This is a genomic window from Bradyrhizobium sp. HKCCYLRH3059 (assembly GCF_051168035.1).
In the GTDB taxonomy this organism is placed as follows: Bacteria; Pseudomonadota; Alphaproteobacteria; order Rhizobiales; family Xanthobacteraceae; genus Bradyrhizobium.
This window is the reverse complement of record NZ_JBNPUF010000002.1, coordinates 222,226-239,866: the sequence shown is the minus strand read 5'-3', so window position 1 is coordinate 239,866 and position 17,641 is coordinate 222,226. Positions and strand designations below refer to the sequence as shown.

Sequence of the window (17,641 nt, the reverse complement as noted above, 5' to 3'; positions counted from 1 at the left end):
CCGCGCGGCTACATCTGGAACAGGCTGGTCAGCGGCAGATAGGGCTTGACGATCGGCGACTTCAGCACGACGAAGCTGAAGTACTTCTCGATTCCGATGTCCATGTCGGTCAATCGCTCCATGATGGTCTGGTACTCGCCGATCCCCGCGGTGACGAACTTCATCATGTAGTCGTAGCCGCCGGAGACGAGGTGGCACTCGATCAGCTGGTCGATCTTCTCGACCGCGGCGAGAAAGCGGGCGAAGTCGATCTGGCGGTGGTTCTTCAGGGTGACCTCGGTGAACACGGTCAATGTCTGGCCGAGCTTGGAGGCGCAGATCTGCGCCGAGTAGCCCTCGATATAGCCTTCCGCCTGCAGCTTCTTCACCCGCATCAGGCAGGGGCTCGGTGACAGATTGACCAGCTCGGCCAGCTCCACATTGGTGACGCGGCCGTTCTTCTGCAGTTCATGCAGGATCTTGATGTCGATGCGATCGAGCTTCATGAAGCCGTGGTCCCGTGTGGCGCGAGGTCGGGTCCCCATTACAGCAGAAAATTCTGCGCTTGGCCCAACGAAATGTCCGTAAAGCAAGAATGGGGCCGTATCCGCCGGGATTATGCGATGCAAAACAATACGCCGGCGCTGCGCCGGCCGGCAGAATGATATGCCGTCCCGGCCGCGAATCCGGCGCCCGTGCGGCCTGATACCGCTCTAACCTGTCCAAGCCTACAGCCGGAGAGACCGCATGCCCGCACCGCTGGTGCACGTCGAGACATCGCCAACGCTGCCCGCGCGTGCAGATGCCGTGGTCATCGGCGGCGGCATCGTCGGCGTGTTCACGGCCTATTACCTCGCGCGGCGCGGGCTCGCGGTGGCGCTGATCGAGAAGGGCCGCATCGGCGCCGAGCAGTCCAGCCGCAATTGGGGCTGGTGCCGGCAGCAGAACCGCGATGCGCGCGAGCTGCCGATGGCGACGCTGAGCCTCGATCTGTGGGAGCGCTTCGCGGCCGAGAGCGGCGAGGCGACCGGCTTCTCGCGCTGCGGCCTGTTCTATCTCAGCAATGACGAGGCGGAGCTCGCCGGCTGGGCGCGCTGGGGCGAGTTCGCCAAATCCGCCGGCGTCACCACGCACATGCTCGATAGCCGTCAGGCCACGGAGCGCGGCGCTGCCACCGGGCGCAGCTGGAAGGGCGGCGTGTTCTCGCCGACCGACGGCACCGCCAGCCCCGCCGATGCCGCGCCCGCGGTGGCGCGCGCGATCCTGAAGCAGGGCGGCTCGGTGCACCAGATGTGCGCCGTGCGCGGCGTCGAGACCAGCGGCGGCCGGCTGTCGGCCGTGATCACCGAGCGTGGCACCATCCGCACGCCGGTCGCGGTGCTCGCCGCCGGCGCCTGGGCTTCGTCGTTCTGCCATCAGCTCGGTGTCGCACTGCCGATGGCCTCGATCCGCGCCTCGGCGCTCGCTCTGTCGCCGTCGGCGGAGCCGCTGCCCCCGGCGCTGCACACCGCCGCCGTCTCGATCACCCGGCGCGGCGACGGCGGCCATACCCTCGCGATCAGCGGCCGCGGCCGCGTCGATCCTACACTTCAGCAGCTGCGCTTCGCGCCGCACTTCCTGCCGATGTTCGCCAGGCGCTGGCGCAGCCTGCTGCCCGGCGGGCTCGAAGGCCTGCGCGCCGGCCACGAGACGGTCGGCCGCTGGCGGCTCGACGCGCCGACGCCGATGGAGCTGACCCGCATCCTCGATCCCCGGCCGGACCAGGCCACCATCCGCCTGACCCGGGCGCGCGCGGTCGAGCTGCTGCCGGCCTTGAAGCAGAGCCGCGTCACGGCGGCGTGGGCGAGCTACATCGATTCCACGCCCGACGGCGTGCCTGCGATCGGCGAGCTCGCCGCGCTGCCCGGCCTGATCGTCGCCGCCGGCTTCAGTGGCCACGGCTTCGGCATCGGGCCAGGTGCGGGCCATCTCATCGCCGATCTCGTGACCTCCGCCAAACCGATCGTCGATCCCAGGCCCTACGCTCCCGTGCGTTTCGCCCGGCATGAGTCCAAGGCGGTCGCAGACTTCTGAAGGTTACGTCTCCGGGACGTCAAGCCCCCGACTGCGCCAGACCGTTCGGTTCGCCGAATTCACCGGTTCGCCGCTCGGCGGCCCTTCGGTCTGCGGCTGACTTCGTCCAGTCCGTTTGGGGCCTGCTCTTGGAAGGCGTTGCAGAACAATGATGCCTTTTCCCCCAAACGAGTTCTCAACTCTCTGATTTTGTTGGTATTCGCTGACCATGCCCCTGGGGCTTAATCCAGTTTGAAGTTCGTTCTGGCCCAACGAGGACCAGAGCATGAAGCGCGGCCGCTTTACGGAAGAACAGATCATTGGGATTTTGAAGGAGCACGAGGCTGGCGTTCCGGTCGCCGATCTCTGCCGCAAGCATGGCGTGAGCGGCGCGAGCATCTACAAGTGGAAGGCCAAGTTCGGCGGAATGGACGTCTCGGAGGCCAAGCGGCTGAAGACGCTGGAGGACGAGAATGGCGCTGGTGGCCGACACTTCACTCTCGGGCGCCCCGGTCGCCCGGGAGCTGGACCGGCTGGTCGCCGAGCGCGGCAAGCCCAAGATGGTGGTGAGCGACAACGGCAGCGAGCTCACGAGCAATGCCATCCTGACATGGACCGATCAGAGCCGTGTCGCCTGGCACTACATCGCGCCGGGCAAACCCATGCAGAACGCCTTCATCGAGAGCTTCAACGGTCGCCTGCGGGATGAACTGCTGAACGAGACGCTGTTCACCTCGCTTGCTCAGGCCCGCGTCGCGCTCCGATGCTGGCGGACCGACTATAACGACGCTCGGCCGCACTCCCAGCTCGGATGGAAGACGCCATCCGAGTTCGCCGCCACCTGCAATCCGCGTCGGGATCTGGCGCTGCGCTATGCCGAGAGCTCCGCGCCAGCTCCCGCCGCTACGACCGCCCAGATGGGCACATCAAACCGCCCGAACGAACTCAGATCTGGATAAAACTTGGGGGCAAGGTCACTGCGGACGAGTCTGATGTTTTGGTAGCAAACGAAACCCGGCTCGCCTCAAAAATTCATCGCGCCGGATTTTCGGTCAAGGTTTGGTCGTAAAGTGAATTCGTCGGGTGGTTGACTGTTTGGCGGCCCGAACTGTGACCTCCTGCTTGCCAGCCGTCATCACCGCAGCATCAACGCCAGCCAGCATGACGCCGCATTCGATTTGGCCTGGTCGCTACTGACTCCACGTCAGCCCTTTAGCTGGTAGCCACTCTTCCCAATCCGGAGGCAGCTGGGAATAGCTCGCTTGTTTTCTGTAGCTCCCAACGACGGGTTTCAGGTTGTCGCAGGAGCAGAACCTGTCGACGACAGCCTCCTTGATGGCATGAGCGGCTCTATTTCCCAGTCTGGCTTCTTCGCTGCGGAACTTTCTCCAAAGCAAGACTTCGATGAACTCATGGACGAGAACGCTGTTGAAATCCAATCCCTTCATTTCCGGATAGCTTACGACTAATCGCGGCGCCATCGATGCGCCATTGTGCGACCCGCCCGGACCAAACTTGGTGACATGGACGCGCACGACCTTTGGCAACTGACGCGTAAGCTGCGCAACGAAATCGGAAGCAAATCGATCCTCCACCCGCCGCCATGACTGCACGACGCGCTCCAGACTGGCGCCCGGCAAGTCGTGACGCACGATCGCGTCGCGCAGTCTCTCATCTGAAAACTGAGCTATACCTTGCGCGATCTCCGCTTTGAGCGCATCTGGCCAAGTCACATCATATTTTTCGGCGCGAAAGAATTCGAGATTTCCAAGTTGGAAGCGGACGTGGGAGACCTCGTCTTCGATCGTTGAAGAAAAGCGAAACTCCATGATGGCTACCTTCATGAAACGCCAGTTGAACGACCGTCGACCGGAGCCGCCATGCCCCGATGCAAGGGTTCAATTCCCTATATTTCGAAGATTTCCAGCTCCGAGAAGCCGTTGCAGCGGCGGTCACATTGGCCGAATCGCCTAGTCGCACGAGACGCGATTACCCATCCGCCGGCACGTCCTGCCATCACTGAAATAGGTCGTGCTTCCGACCGTGTGCGACGACGTGCCATCGCTGTAGTAGGTGTGGTTGCCGATCTGCTGCGAGCTGCTGCCGTCGTTGTTGTAGGTGAAGCGCCCGATCTGCTGGGACGAGGAGCCGTCGCTCCAATAGGTGTTTTTGCCGATCCGCTGTCCCGACGTCCCGTCGTCGCACAGGATCTGGTTGCCGATGAGCTGGCAGGTCTCGGCCTGAGCTGCTGTCGCCGCCCACAGGCCGAACGCGATCGCGAGAGCGTGGCGCATGAAGTCGATTCCCTAAATTACAATATCCAATCGCAACCCACGCGCGAGCGCAACGGAAAACGATCCGTGATGATCTGTGCGGATCAACGTCCGGCGCCGCGCGTCCTGGTCTTGCCGGCGGCTCCGCCGACCCGGAACGCCCGCATCTGGCCGCTGAGAAAGCGCAGCAGATGGCTGGCGGCATGCGGCAGCTCGCGGCCGCGCCGGGTGATGACGCAGGCTTCGCTCGAGGCCAGCAGGCGGTTGTCCACCGGCACGGCGGCGAGGGAGCCGTCGGCAAGATCGGCGGCGATCGCGAAGGCCGGCAGGAGCGTCAGGCCGAGGCCGCTCCTGACGAAGTGGCGGAGCACGTTGATGGAGCTGGTGGTGAGCTTCGGCGACAGGGCGATGCGCTCGGCGGCCTCCGCCATTGCCACGACCTGACGCGTGCCGTAGCTCGGATGCATCAGTCCGAGGGGGTGATCGGCGAGCTCGCGCAAGCGCAAGGGACGGCCGAGCCGCGCGAGCGCATGATCCGGCGGCATGATCGCGCAGAGCGGCTGCCGGCTCGCGGTCGCGATCCGGATGCGCGGATCGGCTGATGGGTTGAACACCAGGCCGATGTGATGGCGATCCTCGGCGACGGCATTGACGACCTCGTTGGTGCCGGCCAGATCGAACGCCATGGTGAGGTTGGGATGGCGTTGCCAGAACTGGCCGAGCGGGCCGGACATCAGGTCGCTGACGAAACCCTCGCCGAGCACGATGTCGACATGGCCGCGTTTGAGCCCCTGCAATTCGCGCAGCTTGGCGACGGTGTCGGCCTGATCGGCCTGCCATTGCCGGAAGCGCTCGACCAGCAGCGCGCCGGCCTCGGTGGCGCGGATGCCGCGGCTGAGGCGCTCGAGCAAAGTGAGGCCGAGCTCCTTTTCCAGCAGCGCGATCTGCCGGCTGATCACCGACGCGTTGACGTCGAGCGCTTCGGCGGCGGCGCGCACCGAGCCGAGGCGGATCGCCTCGTGCAGATAGTGCAGGCGGTGGTGATCGAGCAGGGCGGACATGGCTTTGGAAGCTGTTGACCTGAGGTCAACACTAGCGGCGGGCGGCGCTGATGTCTGCCCCGGAATCGTGCGGCTACGCTGGCGAGGCAAATCTGGGCAGGAGGCCACGTGACCGCGATCGGCATCATCGGACTTGGCAACATGGGGCGCGGCATCGCGCTGACGCTGAAGGGCGCGGGCTTTGCCGTCACGGGCTACGACACGCTGGCCGCGACGCGCGCGGCGCTGGCGGCCGAGGGCATTGTGGTTGTCGACGGCATCGGCAGCGTGATCGCCGCCGCCGACATCGTGATCCTGTCGCTGCCGACCGCCGGCATCGTCGCCGATGTCGTGGAAGGCGCCGGCGGCATCCTCGCGCATGCCAGGGCCGGCGTCGTCATCGTCGACACCTCGACCTCGCATCCCGAGACCTCGCGCCGGCTCGCAGCCCTTCTCAAGGCGCGCGGCATGGGCTTCGTCGATGCGCCGGTCAGCGGCGGGCCGAAGGGCGCGGCGACCGGCACCATGACCATGGTGATCGGCGCCGACGGCGATGATCTCGCGCGCGTGCTGCCGGTGCTGGAGCGCGTGAGCGCCAAGCGCGTCCATGTCGGCGGCGTCGGCGCCGGCAACGTCGCCAAGATCGTCAACAATCTGCTCTGCGCCGCGCATCTGCTGACCGCCGCGGAGGCGCTACGCATCGCCGATGCGGCGGGCGTTGATGCAGTGCGGCTGCTCGAAGGGCTCAATGCCGGCTCCGGCCGCTCCGGCGTCACGATCGTCAACGTGCCCAACTGGATTCTCAACGGCGCCTTCGATTCCGGTTTCACCATGCAGCTGATGCGCAAGGACGTCAGGCTCGCGGCGCAGCTCATCGGGGAGCTCGGACTGTCGCTGCCGATGGCCACCGACACCGCGCGCATCTGGGCGGACAGCGCCGCCAGCATCGCCGACACTGATGATTTCAACCGCATCGTCGAGCTACAGCTCGGTCCGATGGCGAAGCCGTGAGCGTGCCGCCATGACCCATTTCATCGATCCCCGCCTGCGCGCCGCCACGCTGCCGTTCTGGCCTGACTTGGAGGCCGTTGGCTCCCATGTCGGCGGTGACCTGATCGTCGGCGATGGCGCGACGGTCTCGGTGAATGATCCCGCCACCGGCAGATTGCTGTTCACCTATGCCGATGCCGGTGCCGACGTGGCGGCCAAGGCGGCTGCTGCTGCGGGGGCGGGGCAGGCGGAATGGGTGAAGCTGACCGCCGCGGGCCGCGGCCGCGTGATGCAGGCGGTGGCGCGGGCGATCCTCGCCGCGGCCGAGCCGCTGGCGCATCTGGAAGCGCTGTCCGCCGGCAAGCCGATCCGCGACACCAGGGGCGAGGTCGCCAAGGTCGCGGAGATGTTCGAGTACTATGCCGGCTGGGCCGACAAATTCCACGGCGACGTCATCCCGGTGCCGTCGAGCCATCTCAACTACACGCGTCGCGAGCCGATGGGCGTGGTGCTGCAGATCACGCCGTGGAATGCGCCGATCTTCACCGCGGGCTGGCAGATCGCGCCGGCGATCAGCATGGGCAACGCCGTGCTGCTCAAGCCCTCGGAGCTGACGCCGCTGACCTCGCTGGCGCTGGCAGGCATCGCCGAACGCGCGGGCTTGCCGAAGGGCGTCGTCAACGTGCTCGCCGGTTTCGGCCACACCACGGGGCAGGCGGCGCTGGCGCAGCCCGCGGTCAGGAAGGTGGTGTTCGTCGGCTCGGTACCGACCGGGCGGCTGATCGGCGAGGCTGCGGCGCGCAGGCTGTTGCCGTCGGTGCTCGAGCTCGGCGGCAAGTCCGCCAACATCGTGTTCGCCGATGCCGATCTCGAACGCGCCGCCGTCGGCGCGCAGGCCGCGATCTTCGGCGGCGCCGGACAGAGCTGCGTCGCCGGCTCCAGGCTGCTGGTGCAGAGCGCGGTCTATGACCGCTTCGTCGATCTGGTCGCAAAAGGTGCAGCGAAGATCAGATGCGGCGATCCGCTGTCGGCGGACACCGAGATCGGTCCGATCAACAACGCCAGGCAATATGATCACGTGCTGTCGTTGATCCGGGAAGGCGCGGCGGAGGGGGCGGAGATCGTCGCTGGCGCAAATGGCGTGGCGCAGGACGGCGGATATTTCGTCAAGCCGACCGTGCTCAAGAACGTCACCAACGCCATGGGTATCGCGCGCAAGGAGGTGTTTGGTCCGGTCGTCGCCGTGATCCGCTTCGACACCGAGGCGGAGGCGATCGCGATCGCCAATGACAGCGAGTTCGGCCTCGCGGGCGCGGTGTGGACCAGGGATGTCGCGCGCGCGCATCGCGTCGCAGCACAGGTCAAGGCCGGGACGTTCTGGATCAACGCCTACAAGACCATCAACGTCGCCTCGCCGTTCGGCGGCTACAACAACAGCGGCCATGGCCGCTCCTCCGGCATCGAGGCGCTGTACGAATACACGCAGGTGAAGAGCGTGTGGGTCGAGACCGCGGCCGAGCCGGCCGTGGCGTTCGGCTACGCGCCGGGCTTGCGCGACTGAGCGGGCATGGCATGATCGGTGCAAGAGCTGCGCGCCACGGAACGACCACTTAGTTCCGAAATAAGGAACGGAAACATGCCGCGCTTCGTCAACGTCGCCATTGGTCAGCTCGGCCCGATTGCCAAGAGCGAAACACGGACCGCGGTGGTTGCGCGACTGATGGCGTTGATGCGGCAGGCGCACGCCAATGGCTGCGACCTGATCGTTTATCCCGAGCTCGCGCTGACGACGTTCTTCCCGCGCTGGTACATGGCCGATCAGGCCGAGATCGACCTCTATTTCGAGCGCGAGATGCCGGGGCCGGAAACGCAGGCCTTGTTCGCGCTCGCGAAGGAGCTGCGCATCGGCTTCTGCCTGGGCTATGCCGAGCTGGCGCTCGAGGGCGGCATCGTGCACCGCTACAATACCGCCATTCTCGTCGACAAGACCGGCGCGATCGTCTCGAAATACCGCAAGGTGCATCTGCCGGGACATGCCGAGCACGAGCCGTGGCGCAAGTTCCAGCACCTGGAGAAGCGCTATTTCGAGCCCGGCAAGCGCTTCGGCGTCTCCAGCGCCTTCGGTGGCGTCATCGGCATGGCGATCTGCAACGACCGCCGCTGGCCGGAGACCTATCGCGTGATGGGACTGCAGGGCGTCGAGATGGTGCTGATCGGCTACAACACGCCGGTGCACAATCCGCCCGCGCCGGAGCATGACGATCTCTCGCTGTTCCACAACCGCCTCGTGATGCAGTCCGGTGCCTATCAGAACGGCACCTGGGTCATCGGCGTCGCCAAGGGGGGCATCGAGGAGGGCATCGACCACATCGCCGGCAGCTGCATCATCGCACCCTCCGGCGAGATCGTCGCGGCCTGTGCCACCAAGGGCGATGAGATCGCGCTGGCGCGCTGTGACCTCGATTTGTGCAGATCCTACAAGCAGACGGTCTTCAACTTCGACGTCCATCGCCAGCCGCAGGCTTACGGCATGATCGTCGAGCGCAAGGGCGAGACGCTGATGGCCGACGGCTCGCCCGTCACAAAGCAGGCGTGACGCACGATGTTGCTGCACGGCACTTTCCGTAGCCCGCATGAGCGAAAGCGACATGCGGGTTCGCATGAACTGTGCCGGAGAACCCGGAGTCGCTGCGCTCGCCCGGGCTACGCAAATGCTTGCGCCCCGTGCCTCATTTGCGTTCAAATGAATGCACTCCACGTGCATGGCATGGGCCTTGCTTACAAATTCGGCAATTGAACTTGGCGTGTTGCATCAGGAGAGAACATGGATCGCAGGACGGTATTGAAGGGATTGGCGGGCGCGGGTGGTCTGGCGCTGACGGGGATTGCGGCGCCGGCGATCGCACAAGGCGCTGCCGCACGCACCTTGCGTTTTGTGCCACAGGCCAATCTCGCCAATTTCGATCCGATCTGGGGCACGCAATATGTCGTGCGCAACGCGGCCGCGATGGTGTGGGACACGCTGTACGGCATCGACGACCAGTTCGTGCCGCAGCGCCAGATGGTGGAATCCGAGCAGGTGTCCGACGACGGCCTGACCTGGACCTTCAAGCTGCGCGCGGGACTGAAATTCCATGACGGCGAGCCGGTGCTCGCCAAGGACGTCGTCGCCAGCCTCACGCGCTGGTCGGCGCGCGATCCGATGGGCCTGATGCTGAAGGCGCTGCAGAACGAACTGACGGCCGTCGACGACAAGACCTTCAAATGGGTGTTGAAGCAGCCCTATCCGAAGATGCTGTTCGCGCTCGGCAAGGGCAATGCGCCCTGCGCCTTCATCATGCCCGAGCGCATTGCGCAGACCGACCCGTTCAAGCAGATGTCGGAATATGTCGGCTCTGGCCCGTTCAAATTCGTCAAGGGCGAGTGGGTGCCGGGCGCCAAGGCCGTGTTCGAGAAGTTCACCGACTACGTGCCGCGCCAGGAGAAGCCGGTGTGGCTCGCCGGCGGCAAGCAGGTGCTGGTCGATCGCGTCGAATGGGTGATCATGCCGGATCCTGCGACCGCGGCTGCCGCGCTGCAGAACGGTGAGGTCGACTGGTGGGAGAACCCGATCACCGATCTCGTGCCGGTGCTGAAGGGCAACAAGAACATCGGCGTCGACATCGGCGATCCCCTCGGCAATGTCGGCTCGTTCCGCATGAACCACCTGCATGCGCCGTTCAACAACGTGAAGGCGCGCCAGGCGATCCTCATGGCGATGAGCCAGGAAGATTATATGCGCGCGCTGGTCGGCGACGACAACGCGCTGTGGAAGCCGCTGCCCGGCTTCTTCACGCCGGACACGCCGCTCTATACCGAGGCGGGCGGCGACATCCTCAAAGGCAAACGCGATTTCGCGGCGGCCAAGAAGCTGCTTGAGGAGGCCGGCTATAAGGGTGAGCCGATCACCTGCGTCGTCGCGCAGGACCAGCCGATCACCAAGGCATTCGGCGACGTTACCGCCGATCTCCTCAAGAAGCTCGGCATGACCGTCGACTTCGTCGCCACCGATTGGGGCACCGTCGGCGCCCGCCGCGCGCAGAAGACGCCGCCTTCGCAAGGCGGCTGGCACATGTTCCACACCTGGCACGCAGGTGCCGATTGCATCAACCCGGCCGCCTACACCGCGCTACGGGCCAATGGTGACAAGGCCTGGTTCGGCTGGCCGACCAGCGAGCCGGTGGAAAAGGAGATCACCAACTGGTTCAACGCCAAGTCGCTCGACGAGGAGAAGGCGGTCGCCGGCCGCATCAACAAGGCGGCGATCGACGACGTGGTGTTCGCACCCACCGGGTTCTTCCTCGGCTATACTGCTTGGCGCAAGAATGTCTCGGGCGTGACCAAGGGGCCGATCCCCTTGTTCTGGGGCGTGTCGAAGACCGCATAGGGCGAAAGACCTCCCATGCTCACCTATGCGCTCCGCCGAGTCCTGTCGACGCTGCCGGTGATGGCGATCGTCGCGCTGTTCGTCTTCAGCCTGCTCTACATCGCGCCGGGTGATCCGGCCGTTGTGATCGCAGGCGACCAGGCGAGCCCGGCCGACGTCGAGCGTATCAGAGCCAATCTCGGACTGGACCAGCCATTCCTGGTCCAGTTCGGCAGCTGGGTTTGGCGTCTGCTGCACTTCGATCTGGGCACCTCGATCTTCACCAACCTGCCGGTGTCGGCATTGATTGCCCAGCGTATCGAGCCGACGCTGTCGCTGATGATGGTCACCCTGGTCCTCACGATCATCATCGCCGTGCCGCTCGGTGTCATCGCGGCCTGGAAGGCGGGCACCTGGATCGATCGGATCATCATGGCCTTCGCCGTGTTCGGTTTCTCGGTCCCGGTGTTCGTGGTCGGCTACATCCTGGCCTACGTCTTCGCGCTGAAGTTCGATTGGCTTCCGGTGCAGGGCTACACGCCGCTGGCCCAAGGGTTCTGGCCGTGGCTGCAGAACCTGATCCTGCCGTCGGTCGCGCTCGGCTGCGTCTACATCGCGCTGATCGCGCGCATCACCCGCGCCGCGATGCTCGAGGTGCTGCAGCAGGACTACATCCGCACCGCGCGCGCCAAGGGCCTGGGGCAGGACGGCATCCTGTTCATTCATGCGCTGAAGAATGCCGCGGTGCCGATCGTCACCGTCGTCGGCATCGGCATCGCGCTCCTGATCGGCGGCGCCGTCGTCACCGAGAGCGTGTTCGCCATTCCGGGCCTTGGCCGGCTCACCATCGATGCCATCCTGCGCCGTGACTATCCGGTCATCCAGGGCATCGTGCTCTTGTTCAGCTTCGTCTACGTGCTCGTCAATCTCCTGATCGACGTCACCTACACCCTGGTCGACCCGAGGATCCGCTATTGACCGCCACCTCCATATCGCCGCCGCCAGGCCTCGTCCTCGCGCCTGTTCTGCCCGACCTGATGGTCGCGCCGAAGATCCGGCGCGGCGCCATCGGCTTCCTGCGCAACCATCCGACGGTTGCGATCGGCGGCGCGCTCCTGCTGCTGCTCGTCATCATCGGCGTGTTCGCGCCATTCCTCTTCACCGTCGATCCCACCGCGATCGCGCCGGCCAAGCGCACGCGGCTGCCGTCGGCGGATTTCTGGTTCGGCACCGATGCGCTCGGCCGCGACATCTATTCCCGCGTGCTCTATGGCACCCGCGTCTCGCTGACGGTCGGCCTCGCGGTGGCGCTCGGCGCCTCCCTGATCGGCCTTACCATTGGTCTCGTCGCCGGCTTCCTGCGCTGGGCCGATGGCGTCCTGATGCGCTGCATGGACGGGCTGATGTCGATACCGCCGATCCTGCTCGCGGTGGCGCTGATGGCGCTGACGCGCGGCAGCGTCGGCAACGTCATCCTCGCCATCACCATTGCCGAGATCCCGCGCGTCGCGCGGCTGGTGCGCGGTGTCGTCCTGAGCTTGCGAGAGCAGCCCTATGTCGATGGCGCGGTCGCCTCGGGCACGCGCACGCCGATGGTGATCCTGCGCCACATCCTGCCCAACACCATGGCGCCGATGCTGGTGCAGGCGACCTACATCTGCGCCAGCGCGATGATCACCGAGGCGATCCTGTCCTTCATCGGCGCCGGCACGCCGCCGACCATCCCGTCCTGGGGCAACATCATGGCCGAAGGCCGCGCGCTGTGGCAGGTCAAGCCCTTCATCGTGTTCTTCCCCGCCGCGTTCCTCTCGGTGACCGTGCTCGCCGTCAACCTTGTCGGCGACGGCCTCCGCGACGCGCTCGACCCGCGCATGGCGAAGAGCCCATGAGCAGCGCAGTCAGAGATCGCCGGGAGCTCAAATGATGCCGCTGCTCGAGGTCGAGAATCTCCAGGTCCATTTCCGCACACCGACCGGCATCAACCGTGCCGTCGATGGCGTCTCCTTCCACGTCAACCCCGGCGAGACGCTCGCCATCGTCGGCGAATCCGGCTGCGGCAAGTCGGTGACGTCAATGTCGATGATGCGGCTGATCCCGGAGCCGCCGGGCAAGATCGCGGGCTCGATCAAGCTCGAGGGCAGGGACATTCTTAAGCTCTCCGACCGCGAGATGCGTCAGCTCCGCGGCAACGACATCTCGATGATCTTCCAGGAGCCGATGACGAGCCTCAACCCGGTGCTGACGGTCGGCCGCCAGATCGGCGAGACCCTGCGGTTGCATCAGGGGCTCGATCAGGCGCAGGCCGAGGCGCGCGCGGTGGAGATGTTGACGCTGGTCGGCATCCCCGAGCCGGCACGCCGCGTGCGCGAATATCCGCACCAGCTCTCCGGCGGTATGCGCCAGCGCGTGATGATCGCGATGGCGCTGGCCTGCAACCCGAAGCTCCTGATCGCGGACGAGCCGACCACCGCGCTCGACGTCACCATCCAGGCGCAGATCCTCAAGCTGATGCTGGAGCTGAAGCAGCGCGTCGGCGCCGCGATCATCCTGATTACCCACGATCTCGGCGTCGTGGCCGAGGTCGCCGAGCGCGTGATGGTGATGTATGCCGGCCGCAAGGTCGAGGAAGCGCCGGTCAGGGAGCTGTTCCGCTCGCCGCGCCATCCCTATACGCAGGGCCTGCTCGGCGCGCTGCCCAAGCTCGGCTCGTCGCTGTCGGGCGAGACCAGGCGTCTCGCGGAAATTCCCGGCCAGGTGCCGGACCTCAAGCAGCGCATCGAGGGCTGCGTGTTCGCCGGCCGCTGCGCGCTTGCCACCGACGTCTGCCGCCAATATGCGCCGGGGCTGGAGCAGAAGGCCAAGCATCACATCGCCGCCTGCCATTTCGCTGCCAAGGAGCAGGCCGCCGCATGACCATGCCGCTGCTCCAGGTCAACGACCTCAAGAAGCATTTCCCGATCCGCAGCGGCCTGTTTGGGCGAGCCAAGAGCCGGGTGCACGCCGTCGACGGCGTGTCGTTCGAGATCGCGCGCGGCGAGACGTTGTCGCTGGTCGGCGAATCCGGCTGCGGCAAGTCCACCGTCGGCCGCGCCATCCTGCGCCTGTTCGACATCACGGCCGGCCAGATCGTGCTCGACGGCACGCGGATCGACGATCTCGGCCCGGGCAGCCTGCGCGACATGCGCCGCCGCGTGCAGGTCGTGTTCCAGGACCCGTTCTCCAGCCTCAACCCGCGCATGCGGATCCGCGACATCCTGGCTGAGCCGATCAACAATTTCGGCCTCGCCAAGACTGCGGCCGAGCGCGATGCGCGCATTGCCGAGCTGATGGAGATCGTCCGGCTGCCGCGCGACGCCGTGAACCGCCGCCCGCACGAATTCTCCGGCGGCCAGCGCCAGCGCATCGGCATTGCGCGGGCGCTCGCCGCCAAGCCCGACCTGATCGTCTGCGACGAGGCGGTCTCCGCGCTCGACGTCTCCGTCAAGGCGCAGATCGTCAACCTCCTGCAGGACCTGCAGCGCGAATTCGGCCTCGCGCTGCTGTTCATCAGCCACGACCTCGCCATCGTCGAGCACATGACGCACCGCGTCGCCGTGATGTATCTCGGCCGCATCGTCGAGCTCGCCCCCAGACGGCAGATCTTTGCGTCCCCCGGCCATCCCTACACCAGGGCGCTTCTCTCAGCCGTCCCAATTCCCGAACCCGGCGCCGAGCGCACCCCGATCATTCTCAAGGGCGACGTTCCCAGCCCCGTCAACCCGCCCAAGGGCTGCCGCTTCAACACCCGCTGCCCTCTCGCATTCGACCGCTGCCGAATGGAGGCGCCCGAGCTGCGTCTGAAGGGCGAGGACCAGTGGGTGGCGTGCCATCTGGAGAATGCGTAGTTGTAGTAGCGTAGGGTGGGCAAAGGCGCTACGCGGCGAAAGCCGCGAAGCGACCTGCCCACTGCGCCCGGTGCGAATGACAGCTTGACGCACGAGACTGCCGCGCCAATCCTCATTGCGAGCGCAGCTCGCAATGAGGGAGGAGAGATGGTGCGTTTCTCGCGCGGATATGGGCGCAGCGCGTAGCCCGCATGAGCGACAGCCGGCGCGCGGGACGCGTGTCGGCGCCAGCGGTCTTGCGTGCCGTGTCGGCGAACCCGGATGTTGCTGCGCTCGTCCGGGCTAGGTGGCGACCGAACGAAACTTCGACGGCATGCGGCATCGCTGCGCCGCGCGTCGTCGCTGCAGATCATGTCTTGAGGAATGGTACCGCAGCCGCGCCCGGTTGCGACCAGGCGTCGGCTCACCGGGGCACGGCCTCGCCCGCTTCAGGCTGCGGGCGACCGATTGAATTTCGTCCAATAGAACGTCGCAAAGCGCGATCTGCGACAGCAGGGCGGCCTCTGTCGATTGGTGCGACGTCGGCCGATCGAGGTGTAGCTTTGCTGTGCGGATTCTGCTTAGCGATTTCAATACCGAATGATTGGACAGGTCGCCGCCTCGAATATCGGTCATTTTGCCTGCACCACCACTACACGAGATCTGTCGCATCAGGACCAATTTGGTTCAAAACAATCGGTATGCCGCGAAGGGGGCCGCGAGCGGACAGCGCGACCTTGCGGGTCCCTCCGGCGTCTGCAAAGCAGCGCCCACGGACATCAATCGGCGGTTTACAGTTGGTTCCGAAATTGAAACTTGGCACGTTGAGTTGACGCTTTGCCTGCCTGATTGGCAACTTATCGCTCTTGGTCGAGCGATTGGCGACCTGCTGATGACCTATTGCAGCCGTGCCAGACTGGAAGACGCTCGCTGTGCCCGGCGAGGGGATGACCTGGTGCACCGCCACTGAACTGGTAATGCCTACAAGATAACTAAGAGAATGCAACGTGACCGTCTTGATCAGCATGATTGGACTCACTTCATCTCGCCTCATATCGACAGGCGTGTGGACGTTGCCAGGTTCGCGTTGTGACAAGGGCATAAGTTCATCGCTTCGGTGACCTGCTTCGCAAGATCGAGAATCTCAAGCGCCGAGCGTCGCCGGTTAGGTGTGTTGGTGTTCCGAACATTATCGTCTCCCCAAAATGCCGCGGGTCTCGGCTCGCTCGGTCACGTTCAACCCTGTCTGTCGCTGCGAGGATGCGCTTAGCGAGTCTTGATTTCGTGGTGGAGTTTTGCCCGGCCTTGGGCAGGGGATCACCGCCTCGTCCAGCACGGAACTCATGAGTTCCACTTCGCCGGGATGCCGGTTCCCGTGCCGCCACGTTCATCTCCTCTCTTACGGTCGCACTCTACAGAACCTGCTGCCTGCTCATCTCAACGAGATTGAAGCGCGTCGCGCGGCGATTTTGAAGTTATTCTCAAGTCCAAACTCTGCAAACGTTGCTCAGAATTAGCCGCAACACTAGCCAGTTACCTGCTCAAGTTAACATGTGAGAAGTCGGGAACATGATCGAGCTGCGGCGCCTGGCCGCCTCCCGCGTGACGGGAGTTTCTCGGAGTTGACTTGGATCAGTCCGGAGGACGTACTCTTCAGTATTCAAGCGAGCCGTGAGCGAGGACAGACCGATGAACTTGGACCGATCCGTGAGCCTATTGAGCCGGGCTCCCGTCATTCGTACGGACGATCCGGAGGCGATGGAGCACGCGTTGCGTACGGTCTACGGGGCAACTGGCTTCGCAGTCACCAAGGCAGATGGCTTCCAGGGGGTGGGCAACTACCTTCAGCTTGCGAATATCGGCCTTGGCTTTTGTGCCTATGGCGGGGCGAGGGCGGTCGTCAAGTTCCCGGAAAGCGACTACGCGCGCCTGCAAATTGGCCTCAAAGGCAGCGCTTTGACCGTTCTGAATCGCACGGCGATCGCGATAACCGAGCGGCAGTCCTGCATAGTTGCGCCTGGCGAACCCAACAGGATTGTGTTCGAGCCAGGTTATGAGCAGCTCATTCTTCGAATAAGCGCGAGGGCGTTGGAGCAGACATTGACGACGCTGCTCGGTGCAAAGCCAGCCGGTGTCCTCAAGTTTGATCCCATAGCGGCTGCGGTGCAGCCGAACGCTCTGGTCTTGCGCGATCTGGCGATGTTCCTCGCTCATCAGCTGGATGCGACGGCGACAGAGCTGCCGCGCGCGGTGCTGGCCGAACTGGAGCAGGCTCTCATCGTTTCCTTCCTGTCGGCTCACCGCCACAATTTCAGCGAGCTGTTGGAGAGAGCCGAAAAGGATGTCGTGCCGCGGATCGTCCGGCTGGCCGAGGAGTATATCGAGGCCTCTTGGGACCGCGCCATCACGATCGAGGCGCTGGCGTCGCAGACAGGCGTCAGCATCCGCGCGCTCTATACTGCGTTCAAGAAGAGCCGCGGATACTCGCCGATGGCGTTTGCGAAAACGGTGCGATTGCGACGGGCAAAGCAGATGCTCTCGGGGGCAGATCAGCGCACCTCCGTCTCTGCAGTCGCCTACAATTGCGGCTTCGGAAATCTCGGACACTTCGCAAGAGACTATCGCGAGATGTTCGGTGAGCTTCCATCCGAAACTCTGTTGCGCTCGCGACGAGCCGCCTAGCTCGCCTTACAGAAGCGTCGGTCAGGCCAGTCCCAATAGCGCTTGGGCAGCGGCGAAGCAAAGCGCGGGTCGCCAACTCAAGCTGAGAGCCAATCATGATGACGCCGTCCGACTGCGGCGAGGCGCCAAGAAGCGGGTCAGGTCTTTCGAATATTCTCGTCTCGTAGAAAGCGCCGCGCTTTTCAACTTGTTCGGGTCACGTTCACCTGACGTCGCTGCTGGATATACGCGTAGCGAGCTTCAACTTCATGGCGGATATTCTCTCGGGGGTAGGCGGGAGGGTTGCCGCGTCGTCCAGCGCAGACCTCAGATGAGGCCAAGTAGTAATCTGGAAGGAAATTGAAGCGCGTCGATGAA

15 protein-coding genes and 1 pseudogene are annotated in these 17,641 nt (G+C 64.8%); 11 read left to right on the top strand and 5 right to left on the bottom strand.

What is annotated here, in order from left to right:
- Positions 1-8: 8 nt before the first annotated feature.
- Positions 9-485, bottom strand: a complete 477-nt coding sequence (locus ACQR13_RS08075) for an Lrp/AsnC family transcriptional regulator (RefSeq protein ID WP_434862723.1) — start codon at positions 483-485, stop codon at positions 9-11.
- Between the two features lie 241 nt (positions 486-726).
- Between ACQR13_RS08075 and ACQR13_RS08070 the strand changes: the two genes are divergently transcribed.
- Together ACQR13_RS08070 and ACQR13_RS08065 are read left to right on the top strand one after the other, a co-directional pair.
- Positions 727-2,052 (top strand): NAD(P)/FAD-dependent oxidoreductase, encoded by a 1,326-nt coding sequence (locus ACQR13_RS08070; protein WP_434862722.1) that lies wholly within the window; start codon positions 727-729, stop codon positions 2,050-2,052.
- A 265-nt stretch (positions 2,053-2,317) separates the two neighbouring features.
- Positions 2,318-2,990, top strand: a pseudogene (locus ACQR13_RS08065) (integrase core domain-containing protein).
- A gap of 231 nt (positions 2,991-3,221) precedes the next feature.
- On the opposite strand, the gene ACQR13_RS08060 reads toward ACQR13_RS08065, so the two are convergent.
- The 3 genes from ACQR13_RS08060 to ACQR13_RS08050 all read right to left on the bottom strand — a co-directional run bounded on the left by ACQR13_RS08060 (position 3,222) and on the right by ACQR13_RS08050 (position 5,365).
- Positions 3,222-3,875 (bottom strand): hypothetical protein, encoded by a 654-nt coding sequence (locus ACQR13_RS08060; protein ID WP_316186813.1) that lies wholly within the window; start codon positions 3,873-3,875, stop codon positions 3,222-3,224.
- Between the two features lie 126 nt (positions 3,876-4,001).
- On the bottom strand, positions 4,002-4,325 hold the full coding sequence (locus ACQR13_RS08055) for a hypothetical protein (protein WP_316186812.1): 324 nt from the start codon (positions 4,323-4,325) through the stop codon (positions 4,002-4,004).
- An 83-nt stretch (positions 4,326-4,408) separates the two neighbouring features.
- The gene (locus tag ACQR13_RS08050; RefSeq protein WP_316186811.1) at positions 4,409-5,365 is read right to left on the bottom strand and encodes a LysR family transcriptional regulator; all 957 of its coding nucleotides are present in this window, start codon (positions 5,363-5,365) and stop codon (positions 4,409-4,411) included.
- A gap of 108 nt (positions 5,366-5,473) precedes the next feature.
- Here ACQR13_RS08050 and ACQR13_RS08045 point away from each other — a divergent pair, with 108 nt between their 5' ends.
- The 8 genes from ACQR13_RS08045 (at position 5,474) to ACQR13_RS08010 (ending at position 14,623) form a co-directional block, all read left to right on the top strand.
- On the top strand, positions 5,474-6,355 hold the full coding sequence (locus tag ACQR13_RS08045) for an NAD(P)-dependent oxidoreductase (RefSeq protein WP_316202194.1): 882 nt from the start codon (positions 5,474-5,476) through the stop codon (positions 6,353-6,355).
- 10 nt (positions 6,356-6,365) lie between these two features.
- Positions 6,366-7,895: an aldehyde dehydrogenase family protein gene (locus ACQR13_RS08040; protein WP_316202193.1), complete on the top strand. Its 1,530-nt coding sequence runs from the start codon at positions 6,366-6,368 to the stop codon at positions 7,893-7,895.
- 75 nt (positions 7,896-7,970) lie between these two features.
- Positions 7,971-8,930: an N-carbamoyl-D-amino-acid hydrolase gene (locus ACQR13_RS08035; RefSeq protein WP_316172068.1), complete on the top strand. Its 960-nt coding sequence runs from the start codon at positions 7,971-7,973 to the stop codon at positions 8,928-8,930.
- Between the two features lie 228 nt (positions 8,931-9,158).
- A complete protein-coding gene (locus ACQR13_RS08030; protein WP_316202192.1) occupies positions 9,159-10,760 on the top strand; it encodes an ABC transporter substrate-binding protein in 1,602 nt (533 codons plus the stop codon).
- A gap of 15 nt (positions 10,761-10,775) precedes the next feature.
- Positions 10,776-11,717: an ABC transporter permease gene (locus tag ACQR13_RS08025; RefSeq protein ID WP_316202191.1), complete on the top strand. Its 942-nt coding sequence runs from the start codon at positions 10,776-10,778 to the stop codon at positions 11,715-11,717.
- Between the two features lie 59 nt (positions 11,718-11,776).
- Complete coding sequence (locus tag ACQR13_RS08020) at positions 11,777-12,628, top strand: ABC transporter permease (RefSeq protein WP_410051823.1); 852 nt, start codon at positions 11,777-11,779, stop codon at positions 12,626-12,628.
- 34 nt (positions 12,629-12,662) lie between these two features.
- A complete protein-coding gene (locus ACQR13_RS08015; RefSeq protein ID WP_315714968.1) occupies positions 12,663-13,652 on the top strand; it encodes an ABC transporter ATP-binding protein in 990 nt (329 codons plus the stop codon).
- Positions 13,649-14,623: an ABC transporter ATP-binding protein gene (locus ACQR13_RS08010; RefSeq protein ID WP_316172066.1), complete on the top strand. Its 975-nt coding sequence runs from the start codon at positions 13,649-13,651 to the stop codon at positions 14,621-14,623. The genes ACQR13_RS08015 and ACQR13_RS08010 overlap by 4 nt, the downstream gene beginning before the upstream one ends.
- Before the next feature lie 631 nt (positions 14,624-15,254).
- Here the strand turns inward: ACQR13_RS08010 and ACQR13_RS08005 are convergent.
- Positions 15,255-15,629 (bottom strand): hypothetical protein, encoded by a 375-nt coding sequence (locus ACQR13_RS08005; RefSeq protein ID WP_316172064.1) that lies wholly within the window; start codon positions 15,627-15,629, stop codon positions 15,255-15,257.
- A gap of 662 nt (positions 15,630-16,291) precedes the next feature.
- On the opposite strand from ACQR13_RS08005, the gene ACQR13_RS08000 reads away from it, so the two are divergent.
- Entirely contained in the window at positions 16,292-17,284 is a 993-nt protein-coding gene (locus ACQR13_RS08000; protein ID WP_315714599.1) for an AraC family transcriptional regulator, read from the top strand.
- Positions 17,285-17,641 lie beyond the last annotated feature (357 nt).